9 protein-coding genes are annotated in these 14,597 nt (G+C 66.4%); 5 read left to right on the forward strand and 4 right to left on the reverse strand.

Annotated elements, in window-relative coordinates:
- Positions 1–12: 12 nt before the first annotated feature.
- The 3 genes from kdpA to SB4_RS08570 form a co-directional block, all read right to left on the reverse strand.
- Complete coding sequence (gene kdpA, locus SB4_RS08560; RefSeq protein ID WP_058752237.1) at positions 13–1,716, reverse strand: potassium-transporting ATPase subunit KdpA; 1,704 nt, start codon at positions 1,714–1,716, stop codon at positions 13–15.
- Positions 1,717–1,729: 13 nt separating this feature from the next.
- Positions 1,730–1,819: a K(+)-transporting ATPase subunit F gene (kdpF, locus tag SB4_RS08565; protein ID WP_058733886.1), complete on the reverse strand. Its 90-nt coding sequence runs from the start codon at positions 1,817–1,819 to the stop codon at positions 1,730–1,732.
- 109 nt (positions 1,820–1,928) lie between these two features.
- On the reverse strand, positions 1,929–2,780 hold the full coding sequence (locus SB4_RS08570; RefSeq protein ID WP_058752238.1) for a TorF family putative porin: 852 nt from the start codon (positions 2,778–2,780) through the stop codon (positions 1,929–1,931).
- Between the two features lie 298 nt (positions 2,781–3,078).
- Between SB4_RS08570 and SB4_RS08575 the strand changes: the two genes are divergently transcribed.
- From SB4_RS08575 to SB4_RS08585, 3 genes are all read left to right on the forward strand, one after another.
- Positions 3,079–5,139 (forward strand): phosphocholine-specific phospholipase C, encoded by a 2,061-nt coding sequence (locus tag SB4_RS08575; RefSeq protein WP_058752239.1) that lies wholly within the window; start codon positions 3,079–3,081, stop codon positions 5,137–5,139.
- 81 nt (positions 5,140–5,220) lie between these two features.
- Entirely contained in the window at positions 5,221–7,578 is a 2,358-nt protein-coding gene (locus SB4_RS08580; protein ID WP_241488541.1) for a glycoside hydrolase family 31 protein, read from the forward strand.
- 108 nt (positions 7,579–7,686) lie between these two features.
- Positions 7,687–8,265, forward strand: coding sequence for a hypothetical protein (locus SB4_RS08585; RefSeq protein ID WP_241488542.1), 579 nt, complete (start codon positions 7,687–7,689; stop codon positions 8,263–8,265).
- A gap of 191 nt (positions 8,266–8,456) precedes the next feature.
- On the opposite strand, the gene SB4_RS08590 is transcribed toward SB4_RS08585, so the two are convergent.
- Positions 8,457–11,909, reverse strand: coding sequence for a TonB-dependent receptor (locus SB4_RS08590; protein WP_058752246.1), 3,453 nt, complete (start codon positions 11,907–11,909; stop codon positions 8,457–8,459).
- Between the two features lie 254 nt (positions 11,910–12,163).
- On the opposite strand from SB4_RS08590, the gene SB4_RS08595 reads away from it, so the two are divergent.
- Positions 12,164–13,681 carry a tryptophan halogenase family protein gene (locus SB4_RS08595; protein ID WP_058752247.1) on the forward strand — a complete coding sequence of 506 codons (1,518 nt, stop codon included), beginning with the start codon at positions 12,164–12,166 and terminating at the stop codon, positions 13,679–13,681.
- Positions 13,678–14,597: tryptophan 7-halogenase (locus SB4_RS08600; RefSeq protein WP_193753770.1), on the forward strand; the 920-nt coding region annotated here is incomplete at its 3' end. The genes SB4_RS08595 and SB4_RS08600, both read left to right, overlap by 4 nt.

The following is a 14,597-nucleotide window of genomic DNA, read 5'->3' on the forward strand; positions in this document are numbered from 1 at the left end:
TGGCGCTCCCGATCAGAAGAGTTGACCGCGGATCATCGCGAGATGATCGGCGATGGGACCAAGGGCGAGGCTCGGCAGGAAGGTCAGGCCGCCCAGCACCAGCACGATGCCGACGAGCAGACCGATCCACAGCACACCCGTGGTCGGGAAGGAGCCGGCCGAGGCCGGGACATGCTTCTTCGCGGCCAGGCTGCCTGCGATCGCGAGCATCGGCACGATGATGAAGAAGCGGCCCACCCACATGGCGACGCCCAGCAGACCGTCATACCAGGGGGTCGAGGCGGTCAGTCCCGCAAAGGCCGAACCGTTGTTCGCCACCGCGCTGGTGAAGGCATAGAGGATTTCGCCGAAACCATGCGGTCCCTTGTTGAGCGGCCCCGCCAGCCCCTGCCCCGTGACGCACGACAAAGCGGTCAGCCCCAGGATGAACAGCGGCAGGACGGCGATGGCGAGGACGGCGAGCTTGACCTCGCGGCTCTCGATCTTCTTGCCGACATATTCGGGCGTACGGCCGACCATAAGGCCCGCGACGAACACGGCCAGAATGGCAAACAGCAGGAAGCCGTAGATACCAGCGCCGACGCCGCCGATCACGACCTCGCCCAGCTGCATGTTGAACAACGGGATCATGCCGCCGAGTGCGGTGAAGCTGTCGTGCATAGCATTGACCGCACCGCACGATGCCGCCGTGGTCACGGCCGCGAACAGGGCCGAGGCGGCGACGCCGAAGCGAACCTCCTTGCCCTCCATATTGCCGCCCGCGACGCCCAGCTGGTGCAGCACGGGGTTGCCCGCCGCCTCCGCCCAGTAGCAGACGGCCACGCCGCCCAGGAACAGCAGGATCATCGCGAACAGGATCGCCCAGCCCTGGCGCGTGTTGCCGACCGCCTTGCCGAAGCACCAGGTCAGGCCGAAGCCAATCATGAAGATCGACAGCATCTGGACGAAGTTGGTCAGCGCGGTCGGGTTCTCGAACGGATGCGCGCTGTTGGCGTTGAAGAAGCCGCCGCCATTGGTGCCGAGCATCTTGATCGCTTCCTGGCTGGCGACGGGGCCGAGCAGGATCGACTGGCGCACGCCCTCCAGCGTGTCGACGCTGACGACGCCCGCCATGGTCTGCGGCACGCCGCTGGCGATCAGGAACACGGTGTAGACGACGCAGAGCGGCAGCAGCAGGTACAGGGTGATGCGCGTCACATCGGCCCAGAAATTGCCGAGATTCTTCGTCTCACGCCCCGCGAAACCCCGGAACAGCGCGAAGGCCAGCGCGATGCCGGTCGCCGCCGACAGGAAATTGTGGATGGTCAGGCCTAGCATCTGCGACAGGTTCGACATGGTCGACTCGCCGCCATAGCTTTGCCAGTTGGTGTTGGTGGTGAAGCTGATCGCGGTGTTGAACGCCAGATGCGGGGTCAGCCCGGCCAGCCCCTGCGGATTGCCCGGCAGATAATATTGTACGCGCAGCACGATATAGGTCAGGATCATCAACGCGACGTTGAAGATCAGCATGTGCAGCGCATAACGCCGCCAGCCCTGTTGCGCCTCCGGGTCGATACCCGACAGCTTGTAGAAGCCACGCTCGACGGGGCCGAGCACGACGTGCAGGGGCGTGCGCCGCCCCTCATAGAGCGCGAACAGCCACGCGCCGACCGGCTTGGTCAGCGCGAGCAGGATCGCGACGAAGCCCAATATCAGGGCCCATCCTTGAAGCGTCATGATGCCGCCTCCTTCAGAAGCGTTCGGGGCGGATCAGCACCGCCACCAGATAGACGAGTAGGCCGAGCGCGGTCAGCGCCGCCAGCCAGAGGTCGAGGTTCATGGCTCAGCCCTCCTCACGCATGGTCGCACAGGCGGGCATAGGCGAGCGTCGCCGCCACCAGCCCGGCCATGACCAGCAACCAGATCAGATCGTCCATGTGCGATGCTCCTCAAAAACCGGCGGTGAGGGTGGCGAGGAAGGTGCTGCCCGCGATATTGCCGGTGCCGTCCTGCCCCTTGCTGAAGCTCGGCCGCAGATAGGCGGCCTTGCGGTCGGAAATGTTGGTGTCGACCCAGGACAGACCCAGCGTCAGATTGTGCCAGCTCGTGTCCGCGCCCAGCGACCAGTCCCAGTAATCGCCGGTCGGCGTCGGGGCGGTGGCGTTCGGGCCCAAGCCGTCCATGCCCCAGCTATGGCCGATATGCGCCTTGGCGGTGAACGGCGTGCCGGTGATCGCCGCCGCGCCGTCGCCCCAAAGGTACAGGTTGTCGCTCTTCGCGCCGGGACGGTCATAGACACCGGCGGCGGCGCTGGCGCCGTTATTGTACCATTTGCCGATCGCCTGCTGCTTGGGCGCATAGGCGACACCGGCGGTCAGCGAGACCGGGCCGGTCGTGCCCGACAGCTTGGCGAAAGGCTCGGCATAGTCGGTCTTGTTCGCACCGCCCGGATACATGTACCAGGTCAGGCCCACGTCGAGCGTGCCGGTCGGGCTGATCTTCGTCTTGTACCCCCCGATCAGGTCCAGCTCCATGTTCGCGCCGCCGAAGGTTCCCCACCCCGCCAGGTTCGACGCCCAGGTGCCGACATAGAGGCCGCTTTCATGGGTCGCCGTGATGCCCGCCTGCACCGCCATATGCTCGTCCGACTGGGAAATGCCGCGCAGGCGATAGTCGGAGACGATCGCGGCCGAACCGCTGACGGTCACGGGCGGCGGCGGCGCGGTCTCGGCGGTCTGCGCCGATGCGGTGGCCGGAAGCACGAACAGCGCCGTGGCGGCGCAAAAGGTGATGGTCTTCATATATGCCCCTATGGACAGGCCGCCGGGATGAGTGGGGCGACCTCCAGGGCCGAGCAATTAGGCGCACGGGGCGTAGGAATTCGAGGGCGATCCCCCGGTTTCGCATATAGACGGCATATAGTGGCTTCTTACATTCCTCCCCTGTAAAGGGAGGTGGCAGGCCGTCAGGCCTGACGGAGGGGTGTCACCCTCTCGATAGCGGGACACCCCTCCGACGCGCTGCGCGCGCCACCTCCCCTTACAGGGGAGGAAGAGAATGCCGTCACCAAAACGTCAACGATGTCGGCCATGGCGGGACATGGTCACCGTCTCCCGCCGCTCCCTCCTTTCCACCGCTGCCGCTCTGGCCGGTGCCGCCGCCCTGCCCCCGGCCATCGCCCGCGCCGCCGCCATCGCGCCCGACCGGCGGACCGGCACGATCCGCGATGTCGAGCATGTCGTCATCCTGATGCAGGAAAATCGCGGCTTCGATCATTATTTCGGCACGATGCGCGGCGTACGCGGGTTCGGCGACCGCTTCCCCATGCCCGTAGCGTCATCGGACGGCGCATTCCGCAGCGTCTGGCAGCAACTGGACCGTAAGGCCGAGAGCGGTCCCCGCCTCGTCTCGCCCTTCCACCTCGACACCGACAAAGAGTTCGCGCTGATGCGCATGGCGGGCACGCCGCACACCTGGCCCGATGCGCAGGCCGCCTGGGACGAGGGCCGCATGGCACATTGGCCCGAGGCGAAGCAGCAGCGGTCGATGGGCCATTATGCCCGCGCCGACCTGCCCTTCCAGTTCGCATTGGCCGAGTCCTTCACGATCTGCGACGCCTATCACTGCGCAGTCCAGACGGGGACCAACACCAACCGGCTGTTCCTGTGGACCGGCACCAACGACCCCTCCGGCAAGGCGGGTGGTCCGGCGATCAGCAACTCGCATGACAGCTTTGCCGAAAATGGCGGCGCGGCCGATCCCTATCGCTGGACGACGGTGGTCGAGCGGATGCAGGCGGCGGGGATCGACTGGCGCATCTATCAGGACATGGCGGACAATTTCACCGACAACCCGCTGGTCGGCTTTGCGGCGTTCCGCGACGCGCATCACGGCAAGGGCGATCCTGCGCTGAAAGACCGGGCGATCACGACGCGCGGGCTGGACATGCTGAAAGCGGATGTGCTGGCCGGGCGATTGCCGCAGGTGTCCTATATCATCGCGACCGCCGCAGGGTCGGAGCATCCGGGGCCCTCCAGCCCGGCACAGGGCGCGGCCTATACCGCCGAAGTCCTCGACGCACTGACCGCCGATCCCAAAATCTGGGCGCGCACCGCCCTGTTCGTGATGTTCGACGAGAATGACGGGTTTTTCGATCATGTCCCGCCGCCCGCCCCGCCCTCGCGTGGAGCCGACGGCCAGCCGCTGGGCGGATCGACCGTCGACTTGGCGGGGGAATATCATGACGTGCCCTCGACCGGCGACGCGGATGTCGACAAGCCTGCCTATCGCGGCCGCCCCTATGGCCTGGGCCCGCGCGTGCCCATGTATGTGGTTTCGCCCTGGAGCCGGGGCGGCTGGGTCAACTCGCAGGTGTTCGACCACACCAGCGTCATCCGCTTCCTGGAAACACGGTTCGGCTTTCATGAACCCAATATCTCGCCCTGGCGGCGCGCGATTTGCGGCGACCTGACCAGTGCGTTCGACTTCGCCGCGACGGACGCGGAGGCACCCGTTCTGCCCGACCCACGCGAGGACGCCGCCCGCGCCGCCGCGATCAAGGGGCAGGTCGCGCCCCTGGCTCCCGCGACACCGGGAGCACCGGCGCAGGAACCCGGCATCCGGCGCGCCCGCCCCCTTCCCTACCGATTGGACGTGACCCCGGTCGCCGATCCGCAGGGCGTGCGGCTACGTTTCCGGGCGGAGGGCGCAGGGGCGGTCTTCCATGTCTATGACCGGCACGCGCTGGATCAGGCTCCACGCCGCTACACGCTGGCGGCAGGCACCGGTATCGAGGGCGTGTGGCCGTCCGATCCGGCCACCGGCCATGACCTGTGGGTGCTCGGCCCCAATGGCTTCCACCGCCATTTCGCCGGACGCGGCACGCCTCCGCTCATCGAGGCACGGGTCGAGGATCGTGGCCTGAGCCTGACCATTCCCAAGACGCTGGACGACGTGATGATCGTCCGCCTCGAACCCGGCAAGGCCCCGCCCCCGCCCAGCCCGCTTCAACCCGGTCGTCATCACTGGCCGCTGGACGAGGCGATGGGCTGGTACGACGTCACCCTGACCCGCGCGAGCGATCCATCCTATCGGTGGCGGCTGGCCGGGCGGCATGATCGGCCGGGCCGGGCGACGGTCAGCGATCCGTTTCGAGCCTGATCCTATTCCCTCTTCCCCACCCGATGGAGCAGCGATAGGGTAGCGTTCACACAAATCAATTTGGTTATTCGGGGGATGGATATGCGGGGCAAGGCACGCGCCACGGCGCTGGGCGGTCGGTGGCGTTGGGCCGCGGCCGCGTCGGCGCTCCTGACCGGCACCGCCCCCCTCGCCCTGTCCGCCGATCCGCTGGCGACCGTCGAGCGTAACGGCGCGCTCGTCTCGGTCGAGCCCTACGCCCCCGGCATCGTCCGCGTCACCATCGCCACCGACCGCGCCGAGGCGGAGGGCAAGCCCGGCTATGGCCTGATTGCCAAGAGCGACGCGAGCGCTTGGACGCACCGCACCGATGCGAGCGGCGATATCTTCGCCTCGCCCGGCATGACCGTGACCGTGGCCGCACAGCCCTGGCCCAAGCCGCCCAGCCAAATGGAGCGCTATTTCGCCCCCTCGCTGCCCCCCGTCTCGATCACCTTCGCAGGGGCGGACGGCCAGGTGCTGACCCGGATGAACGGCTGGGAAAAGGCGCCGCACACCGTCTCGGACGAAAAGACCTTCCGCGTCGGCGCCAGCTTCGCCGACACGCCCGACACCCATTATTATGGGCTGGGCCAATATCAGGACGGCGTGCTCGACCTGCGCGGGCGGACCATCGATTGCCGCCACGACTATGACCGGCCCGGCGGCGAGTCGGTCTGCGTACCGTTCACGGTCACGGACAAGGGTTATGCGATCCTGTGGGACAATCCGTCGGCGACCACCGTGTCGCCGGGCCTGCTGAACGCGACCAAATTCGCCTCGAACGTCGGCGAACGCGTGTCCTTCTTCGTCATCGCCGGCAAGACGACCGACGAACTCTACGCCGGTTACGCCCGCCTGACCGGCGCGACGCCGCTGCCGCCCAAGGCCGCCTTCGGCCTGATCCAGAGCAAGGCGCGCTACGAGACGCAAGGCCAGCTGACCGAGATCGCCGATGGCTATCGCAAGCGCGGCCTGCCGCTCGACATCATGGTGCTCGACTGGTTCTACTGGACGCGGATGGGGCAGCTCGACATCGACCGCACCGCCTTTCCCGATCCGGCGGGCATGAACGCCCATCTCAAGTCGATGGGGATGCAAAGCATCATCAGCATCTGGCCGCGTTTCGAGCGGGAAAGCCGATATTTCGATACGCTGGCCGCCAAGGGCTGGCTGATGAAGGACAAGGACGGCAACCCCGTCGACGGCCTGCCGATCCGCTCCGACCGGGCCGGCGCGCTGATCGACAGCACCAATCCGCAGGCGCGCGAATGGTTTTGGGACAAGATCCGCGACAATATCTTTTCCCAGGGGTTCGACTATGCCTGGCTGGACGAAACCGAGCCCGATCTGGTGCCCGAGGGGCATTTCTACGCCATCGGCTCGGGTGACCGTTATCGCAACGTCTATCCGCTGCTCCACACCTCCAGCGTCGCCGAAGGATCGGCGCGCGACCGGCCGGACAAACGCAACCTGATCCTGTGCCGCGCCGCCTATCTGGGCACCCAGGCCAATGGCTGTCTCTTCTGGTCGTCGGATGTGCAGTCCAACTGGGAAGCGCTGCGGCGGCAAGTGCCCGCCGGCCTGGGCATGACGGCCAGCGGCATCGCTTACTGGTCGAGCGATACGGGCGGTTGGCAATGGCCGAACGGGCCGGAGGCGCAACACCCGGTGCTGGTCGATCCGGCCGGTGCGACCGCGATGGCGCCCTCCTATCGCGATTACCCGGAGCTGTTCGTCCGCTGGTTCCAATATAACGCCTTCACGCCGACACTGCGTATCCATGGCCAGCGGCCGGGCACCGCGCTGTGGGACTATGGCACCGCCGCCGAGCCGATCCTGGCGAATAGCCTGCGGCTGCGGTACGCGTTGATGCCCTATCTCTATGCGCTGGGGCGGCAGACCAGCCAGACCGGCGCGCCCTTCATGCGCGCGCTGTTCATGGACTTCCCCAACGATCAGGCGGTGAAGGATCTGGGCGACGAATATATGTTCGGCCCCGCCCTCCTGGTCGCGCCCGTCACCGAACAGGGGCAGACGTCGCGCCGCGTCTATCTGCCCGCAGGGGGGGACTGGTATGACTGGTGGACCGACAAGCGCTACACCGGCGGCCAGTGGATCGAGGCGGCGGCCCCGATCGACCATATTCCGCTATTCGTGCGAGCAGGCTCGATCGTGCCGATGGGCGTGGCCGTGCCGAGCACCGCGACCGCGCAAAACCTGGAGAGCATCCGCGTCTATCCGGGCCGCGATGCCAGCTTCACGCTCTATGACGATGACGGCACCACCAACGCCTGGCGCCAGACGGGCGGGCGCAGCGCGACCCTGCGCTGGGACGACAGCGCGCGTCGCCTGAACGCCAGCGGCCGCCTGCCCACCGGCCAGTCGGTCGAGCCGCTGGTCAGGATCGTGGGACAGTAAGATCAGGCCCGGCTCCCCCCAGGGGGGCCGGGCTTTTCTTAACCCATGGAGTACAATCGTTTTTGTGGACGGACCGGACAAACCGGCCGAAAGAGGAGGAGAAGGATCATGATCGGATGTGTGGCCCTGCTGATCGCAGCCCTGCCAGCGGGAGCGGCCGTCCAGGCGGCCCCCAGCGCGGCGGCTCAGCCCAGCATCTTCGACAAGGCGATCAACACGCCCGGCATCGGCTGGACTGCCTATGGCCCCAACCAGAGCGCCAAGGAAGTGCCCGCGCCCGAAGTGCCGGGCGGCAATGCCGTGCAGGTCAAGGTCGCCAAGGCCGGGACCAACCCTTGGGACAGCGGCGTGACCTATCCGACGATCAAGCCGATCGCGTCCGGCGATACGCTGGTGACGATGGTCTATCTCCGCGCGCCGAACGCCGCCGAGGGACAGACGGTGACCATCCCCGTCGCCATGGGCGGTTCCGAGCCGCCCTACCCCTCGATCACCAGCGAACCGCTTCAGGTCGGATCGACCTGGAAACGCTATTTCGTGACCGGTGTCGCGGGCCAGGCCTTTGCCGCGGGCAAGGCCAATATCTCGGTCCAGCTGGCCGGTGCCAAGCAAGTGATCGAGGTCGGCCCGGCCTTCCTGCTCGATCTGGGTCCGAATTTCGACCGGTCGAAACTGCCGCATAACTAACCCGGCCATCGGCGGCTTGATCGGCCGCCCTCACCCTTCTCACCCGCTGATGCGGGCGGGCCCGGAAGGGTGAGGGTCTCCGCCAGCCGATCTTTCAAACGGAAAAACCGCCCGCCTCCAAAATGGAAGCGGGCGGTTTTTTCCGTCCGTCATCCCGGCCGAACCCCGAAGGGCCCGGCCGGACAGCTGCATCAGAACGTGCCGCGAAGCGCGAACGAGAAGCGGCGGTCGTTGACGATGTACGAGCGCGGCGCGGTCGCGGTCGAACCGCTGATATAGGCCTGCTCGGTCTTCACGACCTGATTGGCCAGGTTCACGCCCTGCACACCGATCTTGAGGTACTTGTTGATGTTGATGAACGCCGACGCATCCAGCTGCCCGCCCGCATCCTGATAGATGGAGGTGTAGGGGAAGATCACATCCGCCGGGGTCAGCAGATACTTCGAGCGCCAGTTATAGGCGGCCCGCAGCGAGATCGGACCCTTTTCGTAGAACACGGCCGCATTCACCGTGTGCTTCGACAGCCCCTCAAGCGGGATGTTGCCCGGCTTGATGTTCGAGGTGCTGGCCGGCGCGCCACCGTTCAGGAACGAGTTGGGCAGGCCCGAGCTGTCGATATAGGTGTAGCTGCCGCTGGCGCCAAACCCGCTGAGCAGACCCGGCAGGAAGTCGAAGGTCTGCTGATACGCAACCTCGGCGCCCTTGATCTTGCCGGTGCCGTCATAGTTGGACGGCCCACGCACCAGCACCGCCTGGGTGATGCCGTTGCTGGTGATGTTGCGGGTGGTGACCGACTGGTAGAAGAAGTTCTTCACCGACTTGTAGAAGACGTCGACCGACAGCTGACCGACGCGGGCGAAGTACCATTCGACGGTTGCGTCGAACTGCCACGCGGTCGCGGGCTTGAGGTAGGGGTTGCCCGCCGTCGCCGTGATCTGACCGCTGGCCGAATCGAAACCGAGCTGCAGGAAGTTGCGGATGTTCGCGAAGTCCGGGCGGGTCATGACCTTCGACGCCGCCAGGCGCAGCACCACGTCGCGCCCGATGCCGAACTTCAGGTTCGCGCTGGGCAGGAAGTAATGATACTGGTTCCGCGCCGTATCGGGCACGGTGATGCCGGTCGAGAACTGCTGGATCGCGGCATAGCCGTCGGGACCCAACTTACAGATACCGGTCGGCGCCAGAAACACGGGTTGGCCATTAACCACCAGCGGCTGACCGTTCTGCGTCGCCTGCACCGGGGCACAGCGCGATCCGAACGTCCCGTCCGTACCCGTCTGCTGCGGCGTCGGGGCACCGATCGAACCGGCCGACGTCAGGTCGGTCAGGACGTAACGGACACCGATATTGCCGCTCATCCGCACGTTGCCGAACAGGTTACCCGGCGTGGCGAAGTTCAGCTGGCCGTACAGGTTCTTGTCCTGCTGCGACACGTCCTGAATTTCGGACGGCAGGTACGGCGTACCAGCAACTACGCCTGCACGCTGCGCCAGCGGTGCCCAGGTGGCAGCCGTCGAACCATTTGCCGACTTCCACAGCTGGCCGATCGACTGGATATAGGCGGCCGACTGCTGATAGTTACCGCTCAGGTCGCCCGTGTAATAGAAAGCCGACGGCGGACCATTGGTCGCCCCGCGGAAGAAGTTCGGGAAGGTATACAGCTCGGTCTGGCCAGGAGCCTGGGCAAACGAAACCGGGTTGCTGCCCGACCAGACTTCCGACAACGCACCCCAGTTGTAGGTGGTGTAGCGGACCTGCGATGAGCGGTCAGCATAACGCGCGCCAAACTTGGCGTGGGTGAAGAAGCTGCCGTCGTCGAACTTATAGTCGACATCCGCCTTGAACGCATATTCGCGGCCGACGCTATCTTCCAAATGATCCATCGCCGCGCGCCAGAACTGGACGTTGCGGTTGGTGAAATATTGCGCGTCGGTCAGGTTGCTCAGCGCCGAGGTGTTCGGCGCGGTCCAGCTGGCCTGCAGCGTCGAGGGCTTGTGCGGAATCACGACGGGCAGGTTGCCCGACAGGTCGAGCTCCGAGTCCGCGAAGGTCGAACCGAACACCCGGAAATCGGTGCTAGTCTTCTTGGCACGGGTATAGTCGCCGTCCAGGTTGACCGACCAATGATCGTCGAGCTGGGTCTTCAGGTTCAGGCCGAAATCGGTGACGGTATTCTCGTCACGGGTCATGCCGCGCGCCAACGACTGCTGCGTACCGCCGGAGGCGAGGTAGCAGGACGCCGGAGTACCGCTGCACGATCCGCGGAAACCATTGCCCGGTGCCGTGATGTAACCGGACTGGAACAGACCGTTGGCATCATAGACATAGTTCTTGGTCGTGCCGGTCGGGCACTGCGCCTCGGTCGTACCGCCGGGGCCTGCGTTGTTCTGGACGCAACCCACCGGATAGGTATTGTATTCCGACAGATCGGGCGCGGTCTCGAAGGTGCGCTCCGAGGTGTTGTTGACCGTGTGCGTGCGCAGGAACTGCGCGGTCAGGACGGTGCGCTCGTCGATGCTCTGCCACTGACCCGCCAGCGCGATGCCATCGCGCTTGCGATCAAATTCCTGGGTCGCGAACTGACCGCCGATCGGCGCGTAGCGCAGCGAGGCCGGATCGAGGAAGCCGTCGGCGCCAGCGGTGCTGGCGGTGCCGCAGGCCGAACCGCTGGCGGGCAGCGTGGTCTGGTCGACCGTGCCGGGCAGCGGGTTGCGGCAGGTGGTGGCGGTCGTCGAGTTCGCCTGCAGCGCCAGCGCGTTGTCGCGCGTCTGAATATTGGTGATGCGGATGCTGTCCGCGCGGCTCTGGACGCGCGAATAGGAGATGTTGCCGAGCAGGCCGAAGCGGCCGATGCCCGTATCCCACGTATCGCTGACGAACAGCGAACCCGTCGGCGACCACTTCTTCTTGAAGTCGCCATAATTGCCCTCGGCGGTGAAGCCGAGGTGGAAGCCCTTGTTGTCGAAGGGCTTGCGGGTGTTCAGGTTGACCGTACCGGCCAGGCCGCCCTCGATCAGTTCGGCAGTAGCGTTCTTGTACACCTCGACCGAGCCGAGCAGTTCTGCGGGGACGTCGGAGAAGTTGATCGCCTGGCCGCCGATACCGGCCGAGAAGGTGTCGCGGCCGTTGAATTCGGAGCGGACGAAGGTCAGGCCGCGCACCGCGACGCCCGAGCCTTCGACCGAGAAGTGGTCGGGATCGTTGGCAGCGGCGAAGCGGCTGATCGACACGCCAGGCACGCGCTGCAGCGCTTCGGTCACCGAGCGGTCGGGCAGTGCGCCGATGTCGGACGCGGTGATCGCGTCGACGACGGTGTCGGAGTTGCGCTTGATCGACTGCGCATTCGCCAGGCTCTGGCGGATGCCGGTGACGACGACTTCATTCTCGTTAACGGTCTCATCGCCGGCCGGCGGCTGGGCCCCAGCGGCCTGGACGCTGGCGCTGGTGCGCGGCGTGGCCGAACCCGCCGTACCCTGGCCCGCGACCGCACCGGTCGGCGAGGACGCACTCTGGTCCGCATCGGTCGTGGTCTGCGCAAGAGCCGGGTTCGTCAGCGCCGCGATGCACAAGGCACCGGCCGAGGCCCCTAGGAGCAGCCGATTAAAACGATTGGCATTGGCAGTGAAGGGCGCAGCGCTGCGCATCATGGTCATCCCCCCCTTGTCGCGCGCCCCTGCGGCGTCGCGTAGAATAGGTCGCGTTCACGCCTTTCGGCACGATCCGCAGACTCATGATTGCGCTACCAGCAACATTTCGACAAGATGTTTAACTTATAAACGTCCGATCCGGGACAAGGTGCGACATTCCTGCCACGCTGGCCGCTTCGGTGGATTGCGGGACGGCGTAACGCGCGGCATGAAATAGAGAAATGACCCGTGAATCGGCGGGTCGGGGGTGGATGACAAAGGTGACAGAGGACGGGGTTCGGGTCGTCATCGTGGGCGGCGGGACGGCAGGCTGGATGGCCGGAGCGGCACTGACCCGTCTTCTTTCGGGACAATGCAGCGTTCGCCTGATCGAATCGGAAGCGATCGGCGTGGTCGGCGTGGGCGAGGCCACCCTGCCCCATATCCGCGCGTTCAACGAACGGCTGGGCATCCCCGAGGCCGAGTTCATGGCCCGCACCCGCGCCACCTTCAAACTGGGCATCGAGTTTCGCGATTGGGGCCGGATCGGCGACAGCTATATCCATCCGTTCGGCACGTTCGGGCGCGGCACCGGGGCGATCGACTTCCACCATTATTGGGCGCGTCTGCTGCGCGAGGGGCATGACCTGCCGCCGCTCGACGCTCTGTCCTATGCCTGTGCCCTGGCCCGGGATGCACGGTTCAACCATCCCGACCAGACGCGCGACGGCCTGTCCTCGACCTTCGGCTATGCCTATCAGTTCGATGCGCTGTTGTTCGCGCCTTATCTACGCGGGCTGGCCGAGGAGGCGGGTGCGGTCCGTACCGAAGGCATGGTCGTCGATGTCGAGCGGGACGGCGAAACCGGCCTGATCCGTTCGGTCACGCTGGCCGATGGCGAGCGGGTCGAGGGCGACCTGTTCATCGACTGCTCGGGCTTCTGCTCGCTCCTGCTCGGCCAGACGCTGGAGGAGCCGTTCGAGGATTGGTCGAAATGGCTACCGACCAACCGGGCGGTGGCGATGCCGTGCCGGACCGAAACCGCCGTCACGCCCTATACCAGCGCGATCGCGATGCCCGCCGGATGGCGGTGGCGCATCCCGCTGCAGCATCGCACGGGCAATGGCTATGTCTATGCCAGCGACTTCATCAGTGACGCCGATGCCGCGCGTGCGCTGGAGGCGGCGGTTGAGGGCGAACCGCTCGCCGAGCCGCGCCTGCTGCGTTTCAAGGCGGGGCGGCGGCGCCGCAGCTGGGTCGGCAATTGCGTCGCGATCGGGTTGGCCAGCGGCTTCCTCGAGCCGCTCGAATCGACCAGCATCTACCTCGTGCAGCAGGCGATCACCGCGCTGATCGAGCTGTTTCCCGGCCGCGAAATCGCCGCATCCGACCGCGACGAGTTCAACCGCGTCATCGACCTGGAATATGACCGCATCCGCGACTTCCTGATCCTGCATTACCACGCGACGACGCGCGACGATTCGCCCTTCTGGAACTATGTCCGCACCATGCCCATCCCGGACAGCCTGGCCGAGAAGATGGAGCTGTGGCGCCGGCGCGCGCGGGTGGTGAAGTACCGCGAAGGCGTGTTCCTGGATGCCAGCTGGATCGCGGTCTATCTGGGCCAGGGCATCGTCCCCGAAGGCTGGGACCCGCGCGCCGATGTGGCGGGCACCCCCGACCTGTTGCGCGCGGTGACCGAGCTGCGCGCCGAGATCGCCGCCGATGTCGGTGCGCGGCCCGAGCATCGCGCGTTCCTGGAACGCTATTGCCCGATGGTCGCGGCATGAACGCCACCGATCGGATCGCGCATGTGCTGGTTGCCGGAGGCGGACTGACCGCCTGGTACGCCGCCGCCGCGCTAAAGCGGCGCGCGCCGTTCCTGACCGTCACGCTGCTCGCCACCGCTCCGGCGGCGGACGCGCTGGCGGACCGGATCGCCTGTACCCTGCCCTCGCTGCTGGGCTTCCAGGCCGATCTGGGCATCGGCGAGGATGATGGCGTGACCCGTGCGGGGGCGGGTTATCGGCTGGGCACGCGCTTCATCGGTTGGGCCGAGGGGTTGCCCGATTATGTCCATGCCTATGGCGGCTATGGTCATCCGATCGGGTCGGCGGCCTTTCATCTGCACTGGGTCCGCGCGGCGCTGGACGGCGAGGCGGCCCCTTTCGACAGCTATGCCCCTGCCGCGCATCTGGCCCGCGCCGGGCGCTTCGTCCCGCCGACGCCGAACACGCCCTTTGCCCAGCATGATTATGGCCTGACCCTCGATCTCGAGCGGCATCTGGCGATGGTCCGCGCCTTTGCCCGCCATGTCGGCGTGATCGAGAGACCCGGCACCATCGCGGAAACTGTGGTCGATGCACGCGGCTTTATCGGCGAAGTGCGGCTGGCCGACGGACAAAGGATCAGCGCCGACCTGTATATTGATGCGACCGGTCCTGCCGCGCACCTGCGGGATGCGGTCGACCGGGAGTGGCAGGACTGGCACGACTGGTTGCCTTGCGACCGGGTGTTGCTTGGCACCCGGGCATCGGGCGAAGGCGCGCCAGTGCTGACCGATGTCACCGCGCATGCGGCGGGCTGGCGCTGGTCGAGCGGCGAGCAGGTCGGCATCGCCTATAGCGCCGCGCATATGGCCGACGCGGACGCCGCGGCGATGCTGGGCGCGACACCCGGCGAGCCCATCGCCCTCCGCCCCGGCAC

The sequence above is a fragment of the Sphingomonas sanguinis genome (genome assembly GCF_001476905.1).
Lineage (GTDB): Bacteria > Pseudomonadota > Alphaproteobacteria > Sphingomonadales > Sphingomonadaceae > Sphingomonas > Sphingomonas sanguinis_B.